We start from the raw sequence: 21,526 nt of genomic DNA on the forward strand, positions 1-21,526 counted from the left end.
GCTGCCCTGTATGAAGGGGTGCGGACTATACGGGATGCGTGGCGTTTTTGCACGCTTTTTATCGGCTTGTGCGAGCGGGCCCCGCCCGCGAAAGGGCGGCAAAGCCGCCCGGCAGGATCCCAGAGACCTTAAAGCGGCAGCACCTCAAAGGTCCCCATGTACTGCAGACGGCGGCCATCGGCTTTCGGATGCGCGGCGCGGTCGTCGCTGTAGGCGGCTTCCAGGTGGTAGCGGCCGGCCTTGGGCCATTGCAGCTTGATCTCGCCGTTGTCGTCGCTGGTGGCGGTGAGGGCGCCGTGGTTGTCGCGGTAGCGGCTGCCGCCGGGCACCACTTCCACTTCCACGCCGGCGGCCGGTTCGCCGTCGACCAGGAAGCGGAACAGGGCGGTTTCCCCGGCGTAGAGGTCGTTGGGGTGGGTCACCGGCTGCAGTTCCAGGCCCTTGCCGACCGGTTTGAAGTCGGAGGGCGCGCCCACCGTGGCGAAGGTTTCCAGCCGGTTCATGACTTCGGAGAGACGCATCTCTTCCGCGCCTTCGGGAATCTCCCGCAGCAGCGCTTCGGCGCTGTCGCCGCGCCGGCGGTGGCGTTCGCCGTCGAGCTGATAAAAGGCCATGTACATGGGCCGGAAGAGGGTGATGCGGTAGCTGCCTTCCTCGCTGAGCTCGGCGTCGAAGCCGCTGCGCCGGTGGCCCTCGAAACGGTGATCCACCGGCGCCTCCTTGCCGTCCGGGCCGGTGACGGTCAGTCCTTGCAGCGGGAACGGCCGGTCGACGTCGAAAATGTCGTTGGAGACGCTGGCGTCCACGGTGATCCATTGCGCTTCCGAGACCACGGTGTGGCTGGGCAGCAGCCAGAGTTTATGGGCCTGGGCCGCCGGGCTCAGGGTCAGCAGCGCGGCCAGGGCGGTGCCGGCGAAAGGGGTGATTTTCATGGAAACTCCTTGCAAAGAACCTGGTGAGAAATAGTCGGTCAGGGCGCGAGGCGCAGTTGCACCCGGCCCAGCTCTTGCTCGCCGTCGGCGCGCACGGTTTTGTTGCCGGTGGCCGGCCACTGGAACGGCAGGCGCACCACTTCCCGGCCGCCCACTTCGCGGGCCGCTTCCACCACCAGTTGGTAGTCACCTTCGGGCAGATCGCTGAGAGCCGGCAGCTCGGAAAAATCCACGGAATGGGTGCCGGGACGGCGGGTGGCGCCGGTGAGGCCGTCGTAGGGCCGGCTTTGCCCGCGCCCGGTGCGGCGCCACCACAGGCGCAGGTCCTTGAGCCATTTTTCCTGATCGTCGTACCACAACCCCAGCGGCACGATCTCGCCGCTGTCGGCGTGTTTGAGCCAGAACGCCAGGTAGGGGGCGTGGTATTCCGCCACCGCCATGCGCGGGATGTCCACCTCCAGGCGCAGCTCGGCGGCGGCCGCGTTGGCGGCGGCGACGCCGGCGAACAGGGCGGCGAGAAGAGAGAGCCAGGGACGCATTTCGTTCTCCAGTCAGTGCACGAACAGGGCGATCAACAGCCAGGGCACGATCAACCCCAGCGCGGTGACCGGCCAGGTGGCCGGCCGGCGTTTGGCGTGCAGCGCCATCAGCGCCAGGCCGGTCAGGGCGAACAGCAGCGTCGCCACCGCGAACAGGTCGATGAACCAGAACCACACGGCGCCGCCGTGGCGGCCTTTGTGCAGGTCGTTGAAAAACGCCACCCAGCCCCGGTCGGTGTCTTCGTGGATCAGCTCGCCGTTACCCAGGTCGATGGCCAGCCAGGCGTCACCGCCGGGGCGCGGCTGGGCCAGATACACCTCGTCGGCGGACCACTGCGCGTCGCGCCGGTCCACCTGGATCTCCGCCTCCCGCGCCAGCCACCGGCGTACCGTTTCCGGCAGGGGGCCGCGTTCGGTTTGCGCCAGGGTCGCCAGCAGCGGTGGCGGCAGCACCGCTTGGCGTTCGCTGATCACCGGTTGCGCATCGATGTCCGCGGCGTGGTTGAGGGTGATCCCGGTGACACTGAACAGCACCATGCTGATCAGGCACAGGGCGGAGCTGATCCAGTGCCACTGGTGAAGTTGCTTGAGCCACCGGGCTTTGGTTTTTTTGTTCACGCGCTCCGCCATGCCTGCGAATCAGGCGATGGATGTTATTGGGAATGATTCCCATCCACAATGGAGCGGCGCGTAAAGAGTGTAAGGTTGTGGATTGATGGAATGATAATATTTACTATTTGCGAATGAATGCCATAACGACCTGCCCGTCGCGCCTGCTGGTGATCGAGGACGATCCCGTATTGAGCGCCGACCTGGGGGACTACTTCCGCGACCGCAATCACCGGGTCACGCTGTGCCGCGACGGCGGCGAGGGCCTGACCCTGGCCCGCGACGGCGATTTCGATCTGGTGCTGCTGGACATCCTGCTGCCCGGGCTGGACGGCCTGGCGTTGCTGGCCCGGTTGCGCGAAACCAGCCCGGTGCCGGTGATCCTGCTGTCCGCGCTGGGCGACGAACAGGACCGCATCACCGGCCTGGTGCGCGGCGCCGACGACTACCTGCCCAAGCCGTTCAGCATGGCCGAACTGGCGGTGCGGGTGGCCGCCGTGCTGCGCCGGGTGGCGTTGGAGCGCCGCGCCGGCCAGCGGCCCCGCCAGGGCCCTCTGCGGCTGGACGGCCTGGCCCTGGATCTGGACACCGAGACCGCCCGCTACCGGGACCGGGCCCTGGACCTCACCGTCACCGAGTTCCGTCTGCTGCGGGTGTTCCTGGAGCAGAGCGACCAGGTGTTGAGCAAAGCCTTCCTCTACCAGACCGTGCTGCACCGCGGCTACGGGCGCCATGACCGCAGCCTCGACCTGCACGTCAGCCACCTGCGCCGCAAGCTGCGCGCCGCCGGCGTGCCCGGCCAGCCGCTGCGTACCGTCTGGGGGCAGGGCTATACGCTGGCCACCGAGGCGGCCGGCGCCGAGCCCGCCACGCCGGGCCCATGATTCCCGGCCGTCATTCCCTGTTCTGGAAGCTGGCGCTGCTGCTCTGCCTGAGCGCGGTGTTCACCGTGGTGCTGAGCGGCTGGCTGTTGCGCACCGTGGGCGAGCAGGTGGTGCTGCTGGACGAGCCGGCCAAGGTGGTGATGCGCGAGTACGCCGCCCAGGCGGAGGACGCCTGGCACCGGGGCGGCGCCGAGGGCGTGTCGGCCTGGCTGCAGCAGCTGCGCCGCCGTGAGCCCGGCGACGCCATGGTGGTGGACGCCAGTGATCATTCGCTCAGTGGCCGGCCGCTCACCGAGAGCCAGCGCGCCGGCCTGCGCTTCCAGAGGGAGCTGGACTGGCGCATGAGCTTCCGGTCCACCTCCATGCCCTACATCGGCGTGCCGTTTCCCGAGAACCCGGAGGCGGGGCGGCTGGTGATGCAGTTGCCGCCGCGCTTTATGCCCGGGCGCAACTGGCCGCTGTGGCAGACCCTGCTGGTGGTGGTGCTGCCGGCGCTGCTGGCGATGCTCGCCGGCGGCCTGCTGTACTGGCGCACCATGGTGCCCCTGCGGCTGCTGCAGGCCCGGGTGCGGCGCTTCCAGGACGACCCGGAAGCGCGCGTGGGCCCGGGGCTGGCGGCGCGCCGGGACGAGTTCGGCGACCTGGGCCGGCGCTTCGACCGCATGGCCGAACGGGTGGCCCAGGTGCTCGGCAGCCAGCGCCAGCTGCTGCACGACATGTCCCACGAACTGCGCACGCCGCTGAGCCGCCTCAGTGTCGCCCTGGAAGGCGACCTCTCGGAGCAGGACCTGCGCCGCCGCGTGGCCCGGGAAGTGACCGCCATGCGCGAGCTGGTCTCGGACACGCTGTCGCTGGCCTGGCACGACACCGAGCAGCGCGGCACCGCCACCGAACCGCTGTCGCCGCTGGCGGTGTGGGACCTGGTGGTCGACAACGCCGCCTTTGAAAGCGGCTGGCCGGCCCGCTGCTTTCCGTGCCGGCTGCCCGCCGACGCCCGCGTGGCCGGCAACCTGAACGATCTGGCCCAGGCGCTGGAAAATCTGGTGCGCAACGCGGTGCGCCATTCGCCGCCGGAGGGCCCGGTCCGCCTGGACGGCCGCCGCGAAGGCGACTGCTGGCACCTGTGGATCAGCGACCGCGGCCCCGGTGTCCCCGACGACCGGCTGGACAGCATCTTCGAGCCCTTCGTGCGCCTGGACCAGGCGCGCTCCGCCGGCAGCGGCTTCGGCCTGGGGCTCAGCATCGCCCGCCGCGCGGTGCACCGCCAGGGCGGCCGGATCTGGGCGGAGAACGGCCACCCCGGCCTGCGCGTGCACCTGTGCCTGCCCGCCGCCGCGGAAGTTCCCGCCGCGAACGTATAGTTTGTAAAGCCTCTTTATTTGCAAATAAGAATTACTATCATTCCGGACTCTGTTAACTGGATCGGACAAAAAGGAGTACCGGGATGCGATTTGCGTTATGGGGTGCGGCCGCGCTACTGGCCACCGGGCCCGTATTGGCGGAAAGCGGTGACGGCCACGAACTGGGGCAGGTGACGGTCACCGCGTCGGGGCACGCGCAGCAGCTGGAGGACGCGCCGGCCTCGATCAGCGTGATCACGCGCGAGCAGATCGAGCAGCGCTACTATCAGGACGCCACCGACGCGCTGCGGGACATCCCCGGGGTGATCATTACCGGCGGCGGCTCCGGCGATCGCGGTAACGACATCGTGATCCGCGGCATGCCTTCCCAGTATACCCTGATCCTGGTGGACGGTAAGCCGGTGTCCACCCGCGAAACCCGCCCCAACGGCAGTGCCGGTTTCGAGCAGGACTGGCTGCCGCCGCTGCAGTCGATTGAGCGGATCGAAGTGGTGCGCGGCCCCATGTCCACCCTGTACGGCTCGGACGCCATCGGCGGCGTGATCAACGTGATCACCCGCAAGGTCGCCGAGGAGTGGGGCGGCGCGGTGCAACTGGACACCATCATTCAGGACGATTCCCGTTCCGGCGACATCCAGCAGGGCAACTTCAGCCTCAGCGGGCCGTTGCTGGCGGACACACTGGGCCTGCAGGTTTACGGCCGCGCCAGCAGCCGCCAAGAAGACCGTTTCGTGGACGGCTTCGAAGAGAAAAACCTGAAGAACCTCAACGCCCGCCTGTCGTTCACTCCCACCGACAACCAGGATTTCACCCTGGAGGCGGGGCAGACCAAGCAGGACCGCCGTTCCCTGATCGGCTACAGCGCGCCGGCCACCGGCTGCCGGGGCGGCTGCACCGATTCCGACAACGAATACACCCGCGAAGTGCTGGCTTTGAGCCACACCGGCCGCTGGGATTTCGGCACCACCGACTCCTACGTACAGCGCGAGGAAGCGGAAAACCTGACCCGCGAGATGAAGGTCACCAACACCTCCGCGAAGACCGCCCTGGTGGCGCCGCTGGGCGACCACCTGCTCACCGTCGGCGCCAACTTCGAGAAAGAAGAGCTGTCCGACCGGACCTCCAACCAGATCTCCAACCGCACCGACGTGGACGCCTCCAAATGGGCGCTGTTCGCCGAGGACGAATGGATGCTGCCGGGTAACGTCTCGGTCACCGGCGGGGTCCGTCTCGACGACGACGAAAACTACGGCAGCCACGTGAGCCCGCGTCTGTACGGCGTGTGGGGCATGGCGCCGCGCTGGACTCTGAAGGGTGGGGTGTCCACCGGCTTCCGGTCGCCGTCGCTGCGCGAGATCACCCCGGACTGGGGCCAGGTAAGCCGGGGCGGCGACGTCTACGGCAACCCGGACCTGGAACCGGAGACTTCGGTGAACAAGGAGCTGGGGCTGTACTTCAACGCCGGCCGCGATCTGCAGGCCAACGTCACCGTGTTCCACAACGACTTCAAGGACAAGATCACCCGCATCGCCTGCCCGCCCAGCGTCTGCCCCGGCGGCCCCAACCAGTTCGGTTCCGACCCCACCTACCGGGTGAACGTGGACGAAGCGGTGACCCGGGGCGTGGAGGCCGCCGTGTCCACCACGCTGGCGCGCACCCTGGACCTGACGCTCAGCTACACCTACACGGATTCCGAGCAGCAGTCCGGCGAGTACGAGGGCGAGCCGCTCAACCAGGTGCCCAAGCATCTGGCCAGCCTGCAGGCGGACTGGCGCGTCACCAGCCGGTTGTCGCCCTGGCTGGCGGTGCGCTACCGCGGCGAAGAGAGCCAGCCCACCACCGGCCCGTCGAGCAGCAGCATCGTGGCGCCGTCCAACACCCTGGTGGACGCCGGCCTGGCCTTCAAGCTGACGCCCCAGGCCACGCTCAACACCGGCATCTACAACATCGCCGACAAGGAAATCTTCCAGGACGAGTACGGCTACGTGGAAGACGGCCGCCGCTACTGGCTGGGCATGCGCGTCAGCTTCTAAGCCCTTACAGCGGTTCCGTGAAGCGGGTGAGGATCGCCCGCCAGCGGTCGTAGACGAAGAAATGGCCGCCGTCCGGCTCCAGGGTCAGGCGGCTGTTGGGCAGCCACTGGTCCACCGCCAGCGCCTGGGCCACCGGCACCTGACCGTCCCGCTCGCCGTGCCACAGAAACACCGGCATGGTGAGGGAGGCGGCGTCCGGTTCCGGGGCCCGGGCCACCGCCCGCAAATCCTCCACGAAACCCTGGCAGCCGTTGCGGTAGGCTTCTTTCACCGCCTTCACATAGGCGTCCCGGTGGCGCTGCTGGGCGAACACCGGCGCGTCCGCCGGGCTGGTGAAGGTGACGAAGCGGCGCAGGTGCTTGTCCGGGTTCTTGATCAGCCCCCGCGCCACCAGGTTGAGCACGTTCTCCATCAGGTCCGGCGCTCGGTCAGCCACGCCCACCACCATCCGGAACAGGCCGCGCATCGGGTCGGCGTCGCCGCTCAGGTGGGTGGGGCCCAGCGCCGATACCAGGCCCAGCCGCTGCACCCGGTCGCCGAGACGGCCGGCGCAATGCAGGGCGAGAAAGCCGCCCAGGGAATAGCCCAGCAAATGGAAGCGGTCGATGCCCAGGTGCTCGGTCAGCAGTTCCAGATCGCTCACCAGGTCGTCGATGCTTCTGTCCTTGAGCGGGTCGGAAAGGCCGTAGCCGGCCCGGTCCGGCACGATCAGCCGCAGGTTCAGTTCATGCAGGATATCGGCGCCGCCGGGCACCTCCAGCCGCGATCCCCGCACGCTGTGAAAGAAGATCACCGGGGTGCCGTCGGCGTTGCCGTACTGGTGGAAGCGCAGGGCGCGGCCGTCACGGGTGGTGAGCTGCCCGCCGCCGGTGCTGTCCAGGGCCGGCAGGTCCAGTGGCGGTTCCGGGCGGGCCGCCGGCGCGCGCTCGGCGGGGCGCGGGGCCAGCGGCGCCAGCCCGGACAGAATCACCGACACCAGCTCCGCCTGGCGGCCGGTGTCGGTCTTGCGGAACACCGACTTCAACTGCGCGCGCACCGTGGCCGGCGCCACCTGGGCGTCGTCGGCGATGCGGTCCAGGGTGTGGCCGCTGACCAGGCCCTTGGCCACCTTGCTCTCCGCCGGGGTCAGGTCGTAAAGATCGCCCAGCAGCGTCTCGTCCACCAGGTTGTCCAGATTGGAGTGGGAGATGAACAAGGTAGCGGCGGGGCGCTCCGGGTCTTCCATGTCCACGGTGCGGCTCGGGCACACCAGCAGCGAGACGGTCACCCCGGTAGCCGGCTCGGTGAGCGGCAGGGCATGGTGGCTGCCCTGTTCCAGACAGCGGGCCAGGGCCTCGTGCAGCGCCTGATGCTGGCGGCGGTTGTTGATGCGCAGGCGCCCCTGGTGGTTGCTGAGCACCTCGCTGTCGCTGAGCGCGCCGGCGGCGATGCGGTTGAGCGTGATGATATTGAGCTGGGCGTCCACCACCGCGATGCCGATGGGCAGGCGCTCCAGCGTGGCCACCGCCAGGTCCCGGGTTTCCCGGGTGCGCTCCATCTGCTCGCCGAGCCGCAGCGCCTGCTCCACATGGGGCACCAGGGCGTCGAGCATGCGCCGCCGCCGGTTCGGTTGCTGGTAGAGCCGGTCGTCCTCGAACGGGATGGCGGCTTCGCGGAGCAGGGCGGTCATTTCCGCCCAGCGCTCCGGGTCCTGCGCGGCCTGGTACATCAACAGAGTCAGCGCCGACAGTTGTTCGGTATGGCGGGCGCTGTCGTCGCCCTGGTCTTCATGCATTCGTCTTCCCCTCCCCAGGTTCCGAGCATGAAGCCATTGTGCACGTGAACAGAAACGAAAGAACCCCGCCGTGGCGGGGTTCCAAGGGTCACGGCCCGGCGGTGCCGGGCGGAACCGGGCTTACATCTTTTCCTGAATGCGCTCGCGCAGATCGGTGTCGTACTGCGCCAACTGCGCGATCTGGTTGTATTTGCGCACGTCCAGGCCGGTGTCCTTCACCGCCTTGACCATTTCCTGCTGCGCTTCACGCTGCACTTCCATGGCTTTTTCCGGATCCTCGGAAGCCGCCTGAACCTCGCCCTGGTACTGGCCTTTCACTTCTTCCACTTTGGCCTGGGCGTCAGCGAATTTCTGCACTTCCTCGTCGGTGATGTCGGAAGCGTCACCCAGCGCCGGATTGGGCTGGCCCTGCGGCGCCTGTTGCGCCGGCGGCTGACCCTGCTGGGCCGCGCCTTGCTGGCCCTGCTGCTGGGGCGCGCCCTGCTGTGCGAACGCGGCGCCGGTGACGCCGGCGGCGAGAAGAAGAGCGGACAATGACATCAGAGGCTTTTTCATGGAGCTTCTCCTATCCAATACAGAATTTTTAAGACGCGTTTCCCGATGCGTCCTGGCAGGTGTGACAGGGGGCAAGCCAAGAGTTCCCAAATTGACGGGATCAAATTGTGTAAAGCCGGGACCGGATACCGTGACGCGGGCCTTTATATTCCTTTAGAGAATAAAACTAGCACCATATATTTCTTTTAAATGAGACCGACGCCCTTATCATTGCTCACTCATACGAAGTCAGGACGAAAGGAAAGGCACGCCATGGGTAACGCGCAGTTGATCACACGGGTCGGCAACAACAGCGCCGGTCTGTCCCGCGACGCCATCGATGACCTCAACCGGGAATACCGGGATTTGGACTTCGAGGCGCGTATCCGCCGTGTCTATCAGGATTTCGCCCCGGACAAGATCATGGTGACGTCCTCGTTCGCGGCCACGTCCGCCTATTTCCTGCACATCATTTCCTCGATCCGCCCGGAGCAGAAGATTCACTTCATCGACACCGGCTACCACTTCGAGGAAACCCTGAAGTACAAGGAATACCTGATCGAGCGCTTCAACCTGGACGTCATCGACCTGCGCGCCGACGAGCGCCAGCACCAGATCACCCAGGACGAACAGATGTGGCGCACTGATCCCGATCTGTGCTGCCAGGTGAACAAGGTCCAGCCCCTGGAAGACGCCAAGGAGCACTACGACCTGTGGATCTCCAGCCTGATGGGCTGGCAGACCGAGCACCGCGCCGGCCTGGAAGTGTTCGAGGAGCGCCGTGGCATGATCAAGTTCAACCCGATGATCGACGTCACCCGCGAGCAGCGCGACGCCTACATCGCCGACCACGACCTGCCGTTCCACCCGCTGGTCGAGGAAGGCTACCACTCCATCGGTTGCAGCCACTGCACCTGGAAAGGCGAAGGCCGCGAAGGTCGCTGGCAGGGCTCCTCGAAAACCGAGTGCGGCATCCACCTCTGACAACGCGTTGATTTCTGGCCTCCTTTCAAAGCCCGGCTTCGCCGGGCTTTTTTATGGGTGACCGGACTGATGGCTCCGCCTTTAGGCTGCGTTGTACCATGATCAAGACCGGCCTTCGGGGCCATGGCTTGATCAAAGGGAGTCGACAACGCCATGAAACGTTTCGCCGTAGCGTTCGTCTTGCTGTTGGTGCTCACCGCGCTGATGCTGGCCGGCTATTTCAGTGGGGTCTTTCGCGCACCGGCTCCGCCGGAGGCCGCCGCCATTACCGTCACCGAGGAGATGCGCGGTGACATCCGGATAACGGAATTGCGCTTGCGCGACGCCGCCACGCGCCGGCACTGGCACAGCGAAGGCGACAATCATCGCGTGGACATTCGCCGCGAGGGCGCGGACCTCTACCATCTGGATATCGCCCTGCTGGACGAGCGTATCGCGCCGCTGGAGCGGCGGATGCGCTCCACGGTGGTGCTGCGCCCCGGACGCCACCGTGTGGGTGGTTTCAGCTACGACGACGTCGGCCAGCAGCGTGTGCGGCGGCGTATCGAGGTGGTGATCGAGGAGTGAGGCGCGGCCCCGCCGAGGAGCCGCGCGGCCGGTGGGGCGTTACCGGTAGCGGCGGCTGTAGACCCAGTACACGCTGGCCAGCAGCGCCGCCAGAGTGGCGGGTACGAGCAGGGCGGTGAAGTGCAGCCCACGGAACAGCAGGGTTCCCACCAGGCCACCGCAAACGAACCCGCCGATCAACAACAGGAACAGCAACAGCCGCCGCCCGTTTATCGGCACGCCGCGCAGCCGATTGCCGAGCATGATGCCCAGGTCGGTGAAGATGCCCGACAGGTGGGTGGTGCGGATAATCGAGCCGCTGTAGGTGGTCACCATGGCGTTCTGCAGGCCGCAGGCCATGGACGCCAGATACACCCCCAGATCGCTGCCCTGTTGCAGGGTCAGCATCGCCATCAGCAGCAGGAACGCTTCGATCAGCAGCGAAAACCCGTAATGGCGGCCCAGCTTGAGCGCCGAGCCGGGAATCAGCACGCCGCTGAGGGCGGCGCCGGCCAGGAAGCTGAGCAGGGTGAGCAGCAGGTGGCCGGCATGGGTCAGCGCCAGGTCCGCCAGCGCCAGGCCCAGCAACGAGGTGGTGCCGGTCAGGTGCGACACCGACTGATGGCTGAAACCCAGCAGGCCCACGGCGTTGACGCTGCCGGCGAGGAAGGCCAGCAAAAAAGCGCCGACCTCCACCCAGCGGGGTAGGCGGGTGAGCAATGGCTTGTCCTTGTGGTTGGAAATAAACCGCCATGATAGCAAAGGCCCCGCGCCCTGGTCCTTCCGAGACCCTGGACCTGCTCGCGGATCCCTCACGGAAACCGGTTTATACTAAGCGGTTACAAACCGAGGTGGCGGCGGTCCGCCTGCCGTGCCTCAATGGAAGGGGTCTATCGGGGACAGGGACATGAAAACAGCGATCATCGTGGAAGATCATGGTGACACCAGGGAGTGGTTGGCCGCTCTGTTAGGGGACGCGTTCCCCGGCATTGACGTGGCTGTCGAAAGCACCGTGGCCGGCGGCCTTCAGGCGCTGAGTGAGAGGGCGTTCGGACTGGCGTTGCTGGACATCAGTCTGCCGGACGGCAATGGGGTGACACTGGTGGAATGGCTGCGCCGCCACGCCCCGGACACCTACATCGTCATGGCCACTATCTTCGATGACGACGACCACCTGTTCACCGCGCTGCGCGCCGGCGCCCACGGCTACCTCCTCAAGGATCAACCCCGCGAAAGACTGATCGAGCAGCTCGGCGGCATCCTGCGTGGCGAGCCGCCGCTGTCACCGAGCATCGCCCGCCGCATGATGCGCCACTTCCGGCAAACCACCAAGCCGGAGAGCGGCGAGGATCCGCTCACCGAACGGGAGCGGGAAGTGCTCGGGTTGCTGGCGCGGGGCTTTACCCGCACCGACATCGCCAACGCCCTGGGCATCGCCGCCAACACCGTGGCCACTTACACCAAGAGCATCTATCGCAAGCTGGGTGTGTCCGGCCGCGCCGAAGCCGCGCTTGAGGCGGTGCGGCTTGGTGTGGTGAAACAGGATGGCTGACTCGTCACGGACGAATAAATGATAATCGGAATAACAGGGTTGGCCCCGCAGCAGCGGTTAATCATCGTTACCTTAATGGCTGTGTTCGTCACAGCGCTCTCCATCGCCTATGTTCTCAGCGTCCCGCAGCTTGGCATCGATTGGAAAGCGGATTTCGAACGCAATGTGCTGGTGGTCGAGAACGTATCTCCGGACAGCCCCAATCACGGGAAAGTGGTTGCTGGCCAGCGCGTCGTCGCGGTAAAGAAGGACAACGGCGGACTGATTCCTCTGTTCGTGGATACCATCCATGAAGATCCGGATCTGCTCACCTATCAGCGGTACAACATTCTTCTGGAGCAGCAGAATCGGCTAATCGAAGAGCTTGAAGATGGGATCATTAACGTTATCACTTCGGACCAGAGGGTGGTGACGCTTACCGCGGAACAGCAGGCCGGTTCCGGCGCCCTTGCATACTTACTGATCAAGGCCGGCTACGGTTGGGTGGCGCTCCTGGTAGCGGCGGGCATCTGGGCCTACAGCCCTGGCAGGATAGAAACCAAGCTGTTCTTTTTGTCCGGTGTCAGTATATTTTCCACCACTCTGACCCTGGGCACCTATGGCGGCCGTGAGCTCGCCATCAGCGGTGACGTGCTTGCCGTTTTGATGTCTCTGAACCACCTTGCGGTATTACAGGTGTCCGCGTCGCTCATCGCCTTATTCTGGGTCTACCCGATTCGTCAAAGTCGCTTCCCGGGTCACTACGTGATACTGGCCATCGGCGTCCTCGCCTGGCTGAGTGATCAGTTGCAGCTCGCCACAAGCCCTCAATACACGGTTTACTCGGTTATCGTGGTGGGCTTTATTCTCGGTGTGATGGTACTGGGCAGGCAGTGGCGTCTTACCCGCAATCATCCGATCGAAAGAGCCTCTCTGAAATGGTGTGCACTCTCCGTGTTCACCGGCTGTCTGTTACTGACGACATTGATCATGCTGCCACCGGCATTGGGTGTAAGCCGGGGCTTGCCACTGTCGCTCAGCCTTATTTCGGTGCTGGTGCTTTATTTGGGGATGGCAGCGGGGCTGACGCGATATCGGTTGTTTGATCTGGAGCAGTGGTGGTTCAAGACCTGGATCTGGTTTTTCGGCGGTGTGCTGGTGGTGCTGTTGGACGTGGCGCTGATCTTTGGTCTGGGCCTGGCGGGCGAAATGGCACTGGCCCTGTCTCTGGCGTTGGCGGGCTGGTTCTACTTCCCGTTGAGGCAGGCGCTGATGAGCAGGCTGGGACGAAACCGGCAGAACAACTTTGACCTCGCCTTGAAGAAGCTGGTCGATAACCTTTTCTCCGCCAGCAGCGGCGGGCGCATTCTCTCCGCCTGGCCGGATCTGCTGAAGCAGACGTTTTCGCCGCTTTCGATCAGACCCATCAAACAGCCGGCCGATGCAAAGCCGGTAGCGGTTTCCAACGATGGCGTGCAGATGACGTTGGCCGCTCTTGATGTTGACCAGCCCGGCTTTCTGCTTGAGTTCGCCGATGACGGCCGGCGCCTCTTCAGTCCTGACGATCTGCGCATCGCGAGCCTGTTAAGAGCGATCAGCGAGCAGGCCCTGTTCACGGTGCGGGCCCGCGAAGACGGTGCCGAAGCGGAGCGACGTCGCATTATGCGTGATCTTCATGACGACGTTGGCGGCAGGATACTCAGCGTGCTACACAATGCGAGCGACGAGCGCCAGGCCAGCCTCGCCCGCAACGCGTTGCAGTCGCTGCGAGAGGCTCTGCAAGCCCTGGATCAGGAGTCCCTGAGCTGGCTGGTTGATTGCGTTCATGACTGGAATGACTTATGTCTCCAGCGCTGTAAGGAAATGGGCGTGCAATTACGCTGGTCGTTCACCGGGGACCTCTACAAAGAGCAAGCGATAACGGTGCGTCAGCGCATTAACCTGAGCCGTATTATTCATGAGGCGCTCACCAATGCGTTCAGGCATGCCCACCCCGATTACGTCCAGGTGAGTGTCAAACTCGATAACGAAAATTTGTATCTCAAGGTGACCAATGACGGTGTGGTCAGGCTCCAAACGGAAAATAACAACATAGCAAAGCGTGGCCTGAACAATATGCGCACCCGCTCCGAAGAGCTGGGCGGGCACTTTCACTTCCATATAAATGGCTCCACCGCCACCATCGACGCTGTGATTCCCCTCGACGGCGCCTAGCGCCGGCTGCTTCCCCCGGCCTCACCCCAGGTGACCCCGTTTGGGTGATGGGGCGGTTGTTCCCCGCCGCCTATGCTGACTCCGCTTGCCCTGGTCCACAGGGCTCCATGGAACGACGTAGCGGATAATAGGGGAACAACATGAAAACCCGTAACCAATTCTCGGGGGCACGCGCGGGCGTGCTGGCGGTGGCACTCGGTGCTTTGTTGGCCGGTTGTGGTGGGGGCGGTAGCTCCAACGACGGTGCGGCGGGAGGGCCGTCGACCCCCGGTGGCGGAGGCGGCGGCGTCGAGCCCACCGAGCTGCCGGCCCTGGCCGGTCTGGAAGGCGACGCCGACAACCAGGACCTGCTCTATTTCACCCAACCCGAAGGCGCCGACCCGGGGTTGTACGCGCTGGACCCGGCGGCGCCGGAGACTTCCATCCTGGTGGACGACCGGGTGCTGCTGGATGAAAACGCCTTTTCGCTCTCCTACGACCGCAGCTTCCTGCCGATTCACGAAGCCACCCTCAACGACGACGGTTCGCTGTCCGATTTCCGCGTCGACCGGGTGCTCTACTTCGACAACCGCTCGCTGCTGGACACCAACGGCTTCCATACCGCGGCCACCGATGTGGCGAACCCGCAGCCCGACCCGGTGTCCTCCGAGGATCTGATTCTGCTGACCAACGCCATCATCCAGTACGCCCTGGACGACGCGGACAACACCTCGGTGCTGTATGAGCTCAGTGACCAGGGTTGGTACCAGTTCCTGCTCAGCGACGATGAAAACACCGACCCCCTGCAACTGGCGGAGCGCTTTACGCCGGTGGCACCGGTGCTCGACCCGGACCTCGGCCGGGGCGCCGGCTATCTGGTGATCGACAGCGACGACGACAACCGCATTAAACGGGTCGGCATGGACCTGGAACTGGAGCCCGGCCAGGTCACCATCGAAGGGGTGGCGCCCGCCGCCACCGCCCGGGTGTTGCCGTTGGGCGGCCCGCTCAACGACGGCGCCCAGTATCTGGTGATCAGCGGCGAGGACAGCCCCGGCATCGGCGGATTGTTCCTCTATCGCCCGGAACAGGGCGACGTGGGCACGCTCGAGCAGGTGGTCAACGGCGAGGGTGACCCCCTGTTGTTCAATGAATCCCTGTTCCCGCCGCCGACCCCGGCGCTGCCGGCGCCGCAGCATCTCACGCGCAGCGCCGACGTTCTGTTTTTCGCCATGCAGGGCAACGTGCTCGGCTTTGGGGACTTCGACCTGGTGCGGTTGGAGGGCGCCGAATGGCGTCGGGTGGCCACCGAATCCAGCCTGGGTGAGTTTGTCATCGCCAGCGGTGACCGGGTGGCGGTGCACAGCGAAGACCAGGTGCTCAGCTTCGCGCTGGACGGTTCCGACCGCCGCGTGATCGACAGCGACGACTCCATGTTCGGCCAGGACATTTCCACCCCGGTGTTGGGCGCGCGCAACGGCTGGATCTTCTATAACCGCGACACCGGCATCGGCGGCGCCGACCGCTTCGCGGTGGCCAAACGGCTGGACGGCAGTGACCAGGTGGTGATCGCCGACGCTTCCTGGGTCGGCGCCTCGTCCACCGGCACCGCGCCTTCCGCCACCCAGCTCGACGCCATGGAAGTGTCCGAAGTTTTCATGCTGCGAAACGGCACCGAGCTGGCGGCGGTGAACGCGGCCATGCCCGCCGCCGGCGCGGTGCGCCTGGGCCAGCTGCCGGATTCCGCCGACCAGGTGCGCATGTACGGCCTGGCCCCCGGCCCCCACCGTCTGTTGCAGGCGGTCAGCTCCGGCGCGCCGGAGACCCTCGACGTGCTGTACGTGAACACCCGCCAAGAGGACTCGCTGCGGGTGATCAGCGAGCAGTCCAGCGGCGACGCCGACCAGCGTCCGGTGAAGGGCTTCTGATGAAAAACACGACCTTCGTTCTGTTGTGTCTGGTCGCCGTGCTCGCCGCCTGCGGCGGCGACTCGTCCTCCTCCGGCGGCGGCACCACCGCCGCCGGACCGGGGGCCGAACAGCCAGGGCCGGAACAGCCCACCCCCGAGGGCGGCGGTGCCCTGAGCGGCGCGGCGCAAAAAGGCCCCTTCCAGGCCGGCGCCACCGCGCGGCTGCAACGGCTGGTGAACGGCGCCGTGGACAGCGACAGCGCGGCGCTGGAAACCACCGTGGACGAACGCGGCCGCTATGCGTTCCCGGAAACCGGCTTCGTCGGGCCGGCATGGCTGACGGTCAGCGGCTTCTGGTTCGACGAAGCCGAGGGCCAGTTCAGCGGTGAACCGGTGACCCTGAGCGCGGTGGTCTTCCTCGAAGAGGGCGAACAGGCCGCCGACGCCAACGTCAATGTGCTCACCGACCTGATCAGCGAACGGCTGATGGCGGAGCTGGCGGAGCACAATGACGACTACGCCGCCGCCCTGGCGGCGCTGATGCCGGACTACCGGGCGCTCACCGGCCTGCGCCGGCCGCCGGGCCAGCTGGACATGCTGGCCGGTTTTATTCCCGGCGAAACCCTGGAGGTGGGGCTTTACCAGGAGGTGCGGGTGCTGCCGTTGCTCAGCGCGGCGGTGGCGGAAAACGGCCTGCCCGCCCTGGCGGCGGCGCGCGCCGGCTTTGCCCGGAACGGCGCCGACGACGAGGACACCGTGGCGTTCTGGGACGCCATGAAAACCGGCTACGGCACCCTGCTCGCCGACTACCCGGATGAAGAAGCCCTGGTGGCCGAGATCCAGCAAAACCTGTCGGCCCAGTACCCGCTCAATGACGGCGAAGGGTTTCCACCGGCGTCCCTGGGGGCGCTCTCGGAAGCGCTGGGCTTCGCGCCGGCCTGTTCCCAGGGGCCGGACGGGGGCGAGGAGGGCTACCGGCGCGTCTGCGTGGACGCCGGGCCGCAAACCACCAGCCTGGCCTCCGGCGCCGCCAACGCACGCGATTTTTACCTGGAAGCCCCCTACGGCGGTTCCTTCACCGTGCGCCTCAGCCACGGCGACCAGGACCCGGATACCGACACCATCTTCCAGTACCGCCGCGCCGGCAGCAGCGGCCCGGGCACCCTGCTGGAAGAGTGCAGCACCCGGCACGCCTGCACGGTGGCGTCCATGTCACTGCGTAAGGGCCAACGTGTGTATCTGCGCGCCATCGCCAACAGCGGCAGCGAGCGCTCCGTGTCGGTGGAAGCGATCCCGCTCAGCGACGGGCACTGGCTGGAGCCGGTGATCATCGAACCCTTCCTGGTGCCGCACCAGGGCCAGGTGGGCAGCCGCGACGGCAGCCTGGCGCCGTCCGACTACGCGGCGGAAACCGCCAACAGCCACGCCCATTACTTCCTGTACCTGGGCGACACCAGCGGACGCAGCCTGGTGGTGGACGAGTTTTTGTGTGGCGACGACATCCTGCCTGCCGGCCACAGCACCCGGGTACTGCTGGTCAAGCTGCTGGGCCGGGACACCGAAGTGGTCCGCGACAGCTCGGTGCGCCGCTGCGAGGGCTTCCGCCATGACTTCGAAGCCGGCCAGGCGGGCCTCTACTACCTGCGCGTGAACGCGGACTACCAGCGGGTGTCGGGGCTGAGGCCGTCGTCCGCGCCGTACCGTTTCCGGATCCGGGGATTGTGAAAGCGGCCCGCGCGGCGCGGGCGGTGTGACGTGGCGGGGGGCGGTGTGGCATAATCCGCCCCCTTTTCGCCCCTCCACGCCACACCAATTCGGAACCCGACCTTGCTCACCACCGCCAACATCACCATGCAGTTCGGCGCCAAGCCGCTGTTCGAAAACGTCTCCGTGAAATTCGGCGACGGCCACCGCTACGGCCTGATCGGCGCCAACGGCTCCGGCAAGTCCACCTTCATGAAGATTCTCGGCGGTGACCTGGACCCGTCCTCCGGCAACGTGTCCAAGGACGTCAACGAGCGCATCGGCAAACTGCGCCAGGACCAGTTCGCCTACGAACAGTATTCCGTGGTGGACACGGTGATCATGGGCCACGACGAACTGTGGAAGGTCAAGGAGGAGCGCGACGCCATCTACGCCAAGGCGGAGATGACCGAGGAAGACGGCCTGCGCGCCGGCGAGCTGGAAGCCGAGTTCGCCGAGCTGGACGGCTACACCGCCGAATCCCGCGCCGGCGATCTGCTGCTCGGCGTGGGCATTCCCGTGGACCAGCACTTCGGCCCGATGAGCGAGATCGCGCCGGGCTGGAAGCTGCGCGTGCTGCTCGCCCAGGTGCTGTTCTCCGAGCCGGACATCATGCTGCTCGATGAGCCCACCAACAACCTGGACATCAACACCATCCGCTGGTTGGAAGGCGTGCTCAACCAGCGCGACTGCACCATGATCATCATCTCCCACGACCGCCACTTCCTGAACAGCGTGTGCACGCACATGGCGGACCTGGACTACGGCGAGCTGCGGGTTTACCCGGGCAACTACGACGAGTACATGACCGCCGCCACCCAGGCGCTGGAACGCAAGCGCGCCGACAACGCCAAGAAGAAAGCGCAGATCGCCGATCTGCAGCAGTTCGTCAGCCGCTTCTCGGCCAACGCGTCGAAATCCAAGCAGGCCACCTCCCGCGCCAAGCAGATCGACAAGATCAAGCTCGAGGACATCAAGCCGTCCAGCCGCCAGAACCCCTACATCGTGTTCGAGCAGGACAAGAAGCTGTTCCGCAACGCGGTGGAAGTGAAGAGCCTGGCGAAAAGTTTCGACGACGAGGAGCTGTTCTCCGGCCTGGATCTGCGCGTGGAAGTGGGCGAGCGCATCGCCATCATCGGCCCCAACGGTGTCGGCAAGACCACCCTGCTGCGCTGCCTGATGGGCGACCTGGAGCCCAGCGCCGGGGAAGTGAAGTGGTCGGAAAACGCCACCCTCGGCTACTACGCCCAGGACCATGCGGCCGACTTCGAGGACAAGCTCAACCTGTTCGACTGGATGCAGCAGTGGGGCAAGGAGAGCGACGACGAGCAGATCATCCGCGGCACCCTGGGCCGGCTTTTGTTCTCCTCCAGCGAGATCAACAAAACCGTGAACGTGATCTCCGGCGGCGAGCAGGGCCGCATGCTGTTCGGCAAGATCATGCTGCAGCGCCCCAACATCATGCTGCTGGACGAGCCCACCAACCACCTGGACATGGAGTCCATCGAGTCGCTCAACCTGGCGTTGGAAAACTACCCGGGCACGCTGCTGTTCGTCAGCCACGACCGCGAGTTCGTGTCGTCCCTGGCCACCCGCATCATCGAGCTGACGCCCACCGGCATCGTCGATTTTCACGGCAGCTACGAGGATTACCTGCGCAGCCAGGGCGTCGCCTGAGCGCACCGCGACAATTTGCCGCATTCCCTTTGCCCGCCGGGCCGCTAGGCTTGCGCACACTCTCGATGTGCCAGCCTGGAGGCCCCAGTGTTGTTTGTTGCCCGGTCCCGCTTTTCCCGCCACGCCCCCCTGGCGATCGCCCTGACGATACTGGCGCCCACCGCCTGGTCGGCGCCCTCCGGCCACCAGCTGGAGACGGTGCGCGTCGATAACGACGCCGCCGCCCCGGTGACCCCCACCACCACCGACGGCCGGCTCGGCCTGAGCGAGCGGGAAACGCCGGCCACGGTGAGCAGCGTGGACCGCGAGGACATCGAACAGCTCGGCCTGCGTAATCTGATCGAGCTGTACCGCAGCGCCCCCGGCGTGGCCGCCGGCAACATTCCCGGCTCGCCGGCCTCGGTGTCGATGCGCGGGCTCACCGATGTGGGCTACCTGTTCGACGGCGTGCGCGTGGCCGACCCGTCGCTGGTGTCGCGCAACCTGGACACCTGGAACCTGGAGCGTGTGGAAGTGCTCAAGGGCCCGGCCTCGGTGCTGCACGGCACCGGCGCCCTGGGCGGCACCCTCAACCTGGTGACCCGCAAGCCGGACCTGGCCGGCGACCGCTATGACGGCATGCTGGAGTACGGCAGCCACGACAGCTTGCGGCTGGGCGTGGGCACCAACCGGGTGGTCAATCCGAACGTGGCGGTGCGCGCCGACCTCAGCCACAGCCGGAGCAGCGGCTATGTGGACGACACCGATGCCGAGACCACCGCGCTGACCGCCGGCATCCTGGTCCACGCCAGCGACCGGCTCACCCTGAGCGCCGCCCTGGATCTGTACAGCGACCGCTACGCCACCCCTTATCAGGGCACGCCGCTGCTGCCCGCGGACGTGGCCCGCGACCCCAGCGACGTGGTCTCCGGCAGCGGCCTGGTGCTGGACGAAGCGATCCGCGACAACAACTACAACGTGCGCGACGGCGAAATGACCGCCGACAGCCAGTGGCTGCGCACCAAGGCCGACTATCAACTCAACGGCACCTGGCGGCTGGTCAACGAGCTGAGCTTTTACAACGCCAATCGGGACTGGGCCAACTCGGAAGACTTCACCTACAACGACGCCACCGGACAGCTGGACCGGCTCACCACTCGCATCAACCATCACCACCGGTTCGCCACCGACCGCTTCTACGGCGTCCACGACGGTTACCTGGGCGAGCGCCGCCACCGCCTGGTGGTAGGCGCCGAATACCAGTACACCGATTTCGACAGCCGCCGCCGCTTCGGCGACACCACCTCGGTGGACCCGTTCAACCCGGATCGCGGTGATATGCCGCCCAACAGCCCGGCCAACTACAGCTCGCGGGCCGACTTCGACAGCACCGTGTCCGGCGGCGCGGTGTTCCTGGAAGACGCCCTCAACCTGACCCCCAACTGGGTGCTGGTGAGCGGCCTGCGCTACGAATACCTGGAGCTGGATCGGGGCATCGACGACCTGAGCGCCGGCACCCGGGACACCTTCGGGCAAACCTTCGAGGACCTCTCCTGGCGGCTGGGCACGGTCTACGACCTGACCAACAACATGCAGGTGTTCGCGCAGTACAATCAGGCGTCATCGCCGATCGGCAGCCTGTTGCTCAGCAACCCCACCAACGCGCGTTTTGATCTGAGCGACGGCCGCGCCACCGAACTGGGCGCACGCGCCAATTTGTGGCGTGACCGGGTCACGCTCACCACCGCCGTGTACCGCTTGAATCAGGACGACATCGTCACCCGCGACCCGGCCAACCCGGCGCTGTCCGTGCAGGGCGGCGGCATCGAGGCCGAAGGCGTGGAAGTGGACCTGACGGTGCGCCCCCATGAGCGCTGGTGGATTAACCTGAACGGCGCCTGGAACGACGCCGAATACGATCAATTGCTGGGCGCCGGCGGCGAGGACCTGTCCGGCAACCGCCTCACCAACGTGCCGAAAACCACCGCCAACCTGAGCAGCGCCTACACCCTGGCGGCGCTGCCGCTGACCCTGGGCGGCGCGGTACGCCACACCGGCGACTTCTACACCGGCACTGCCAATGAGTACCTGGTGGACGAGCGCAGCCTGCTGGACGCCTGGGTCAGCTACCCGGTGGCCAGCGGCACCCTGACCCTGCGCGGACGCAACCTCACCGACGAGTTCTACGCCGACTGGTCCGGCTACAGCGCCACCCAGGTCTACGTGGGCGCGCCGCGCACCGTGGAACTGGGCTGGACCGGCCGCTTCTGATCACGACCGGCCGTTGCCCCAGGGGGT

17 protein-coding genes are annotated in these 21,526 nt (G+C 66.2%); 11 read left to right on the top strand and 6 right to left on the bottom strand.

Annotated features, from left to right (window positions below; translation table 11 throughout):
• Nucleotides 1-128 precede the first annotated feature (128 nt).
• Genes ISO4_RS08110 through ISO4_RS08120 form a run of 3 tightly spaced genes read right to left on the bottom strand, consistent with a single transcriptional unit; the run spans nucleotide 129 to nucleotide 2,089 of the window.
• Nucleotides 129-932, bottom strand: coding sequence for a DUF4198 domain-containing protein (locus tag ISO4_RS08110; RefSeq protein ID WP_194855836.1), 804 nt, complete (start codon nucleotides 930-932; stop codon nucleotides 129-131).
• 38 nt (nucleotides 933-970) lie between these two features.
• Complete coding sequence (locus ISO4_RS08115) at nucleotides 971-1,471, bottom strand: DUF2271 domain-containing protein (protein WP_194855837.1); 501 nt, start codon at nucleotides 1,469-1,471, stop codon at nucleotides 971-973.
• 12 nt (nucleotides 1,472-1,483) lie between these two features.
• A complete protein-coding gene (locus ISO4_RS08120) occupies nucleotides 1,484-2,089 on the bottom strand; it encodes a PepSY-associated TM helix domain-containing protein (RefSeq protein WP_323745357.1) in 606 nt (201 codons plus the stop codon).
• A gap of 125 nt (nucleotides 2,090-2,214) precedes the next feature.
• Between ISO4_RS08120 and ISO4_RS08125 the strand changes: the two genes are divergently transcribed.
• The 3 genes from ISO4_RS08125 to ISO4_RS08135 all read left to right on the top strand — a co-directional run bounded on the left by ISO4_RS08125 (nucleotide 2,215) and on the right by ISO4_RS08135 (nucleotide 6,358).
• Entirely contained in the window at nucleotides 2,215-2,964 is a 750-nt protein-coding gene (locus ISO4_RS08125) for a response regulator transcription factor (protein WP_194855839.1), read from the top strand.
• A complete protein-coding gene (locus tag ISO4_RS08130) occupies nucleotides 2,961-4,325 on the top strand; it encodes a sensor histidine kinase (RefSeq protein ID WP_194855840.1) in 1,365 nt (454 codons plus the stop codon). The genes ISO4_RS08125 and ISO4_RS08130 overlap by 4 nt, the downstream gene beginning before the upstream one ends.
• 83 nt (nucleotides 4,326-4,408) lie before the next feature.
• Nucleotides 4,409-6,358: a ligand-gated channel protein gene (locus ISO4_RS08135; RefSeq protein ID WP_194855841.1), complete on the top strand. Its 1,950-nt coding sequence runs from the start codon at nucleotides 4,409-4,411 to the stop codon at nucleotides 6,356-6,358.
• A 4-nt stretch (nucleotides 6,359-6,362) separates the two neighbouring features.
• Here the strand turns inward: ISO4_RS08135 and ISO4_RS08140 are convergent, their stop codons facing one another.
• Together ISO4_RS08140 and ISO4_RS08145 are read right to left on the bottom strand one after the other, a co-directional pair.
• Nucleotides 6,363-8,132, bottom strand: coding sequence for an alpha/beta fold hydrolase (locus tag ISO4_RS08140; protein ID WP_194855842.1), 1,770 nt, complete (start codon nucleotides 8,130-8,132; stop codon nucleotides 6,363-6,365).
• Nucleotides 8,133-8,252: 120 nt separating this feature from the next.
• Nucleotides 8,253-8,687 (bottom strand): DUF4168 domain-containing protein, encoded by a 435-nt coding sequence (locus ISO4_RS08145; protein ID WP_194855843.1) that lies wholly within the window; start codon nucleotides 8,685-8,687, stop codon nucleotides 8,253-8,255.
• A 252-nt stretch (nucleotides 8,688-8,939) separates the two neighbouring features.
• Between ISO4_RS08145 and ISO4_RS08150 the strand changes: the two genes are divergently transcribed.
• Both ISO4_RS08150 and ISO4_RS08155 read left to right on the top strand, forming a co-directional pair.
• Nucleotides 8,940-9,650 carry a phosphoadenylyl-sulfate reductase gene (locus tag ISO4_RS08150; protein ID WP_194855844.1) on the top strand — a complete coding sequence of 237 codons (711 nt, stop codon included), beginning with the start codon at nucleotides 8,940-8,942 and terminating at the stop codon, nucleotides 9,648-9,650.
• Nucleotides 9,651-9,803: 153 nt separating this feature from the next.
• Complete coding sequence (locus tag ISO4_RS08155; RefSeq protein ID WP_194855845.1) at nucleotides 9,804-10,217, top strand: hypothetical protein; 414 nt, start codon at nucleotides 9,804-9,806, stop codon at nucleotides 10,215-10,217.
• A gap of 39 nt (nucleotides 10,218-10,256) precedes the next feature.
• On the opposite strand, the gene ISO4_RS08160 is transcribed toward ISO4_RS08155, so the two are convergent.
• A complete protein-coding gene (locus tag ISO4_RS08160) occupies nucleotides 10,257-10,916 on the bottom strand; it encodes a YoaK family protein (protein ID WP_194855846.1) in 660 nt (219 codons plus the stop codon).
• A 187-nt stretch (nucleotides 10,917-11,103) separates the two neighbouring features.
• On the opposite strand from ISO4_RS08160, the gene ISO4_RS08165 reads away from it, so the two are divergent.
• The 6 genes from ISO4_RS08165 to ISO4_RS08190 all read left to right on the top strand — a co-directional run bounded on the left by ISO4_RS08165 (nucleotide 11,104) and on the right by ISO4_RS08190 (nucleotide 21,499).
• Complete coding sequence (locus ISO4_RS08165; RefSeq protein ID WP_194855847.1) at nucleotides 11,104-11,748, top strand: response regulator; 645 nt, start codon at nucleotides 11,104-11,106, stop codon at nucleotides 11,746-11,748.
• A gap of 39 nt (nucleotides 11,749-11,787) precedes the next feature.
• Nucleotides 11,788-13,941: a sensor histidine kinase gene (locus tag ISO4_RS08170; RefSeq protein WP_194855848.1), complete on the top strand. Its 2,154-nt coding sequence runs from the start codon at nucleotides 11,788-11,790 to the stop codon at nucleotides 13,939-13,941.
• A 140-nt stretch (nucleotides 13,942-14,081) separates the two neighbouring features.
• Nucleotides 14,082-15,848: a hypothetical protein gene (locus ISO4_RS08175; protein ID WP_194855849.1), complete on the top strand. Its 1,767-nt coding sequence runs from the start codon at nucleotides 14,082-14,084 to the stop codon at nucleotides 15,846-15,848.
• Entirely contained in the window at nucleotides 15,848-17,554 is a 1,707-nt protein-coding gene (locus ISO4_RS08180) for a hypothetical protein (RefSeq protein WP_194855850.1), read from the top strand. The genes ISO4_RS08175 and ISO4_RS08180 overlap by 1 nt, the downstream gene beginning before the upstream one ends.
• Before the next feature lie 102 nt (nucleotides 17,555-17,656).
• Nucleotides 17,657-19,249 (top strand): ABC-F family ATPase, encoded by a 1,593-nt coding sequence (locus ISO4_RS08185; RefSeq protein WP_194855851.1) that lies wholly within the window; start codon nucleotides 17,657-17,659, stop codon nucleotides 19,247-19,249.
• Between the two features lie 87 nt (nucleotides 19,250-19,336).
• Nucleotides 19,337-21,499, top strand: coding sequence for a TonB-dependent receptor (locus ISO4_RS08190; RefSeq protein ID WP_323745358.1), 2,163 nt, complete (start codon nucleotides 19,337-19,339; stop codon nucleotides 21,497-21,499).
• Nucleotides 21,500-21,526: the final 27 nt, after the last annotated feature.

The organism is Alloalcanivorax venustensis ISO4 (assembly GCF_015356855.1).
In the GTDB taxonomy this organism is placed as follows: domain Bacteria; phylum Pseudomonadota; class Gammaproteobacteria; order Pseudomonadales; family Alcanivoracaceae; genus Alloalcanivorax; species Alloalcanivorax venustensis.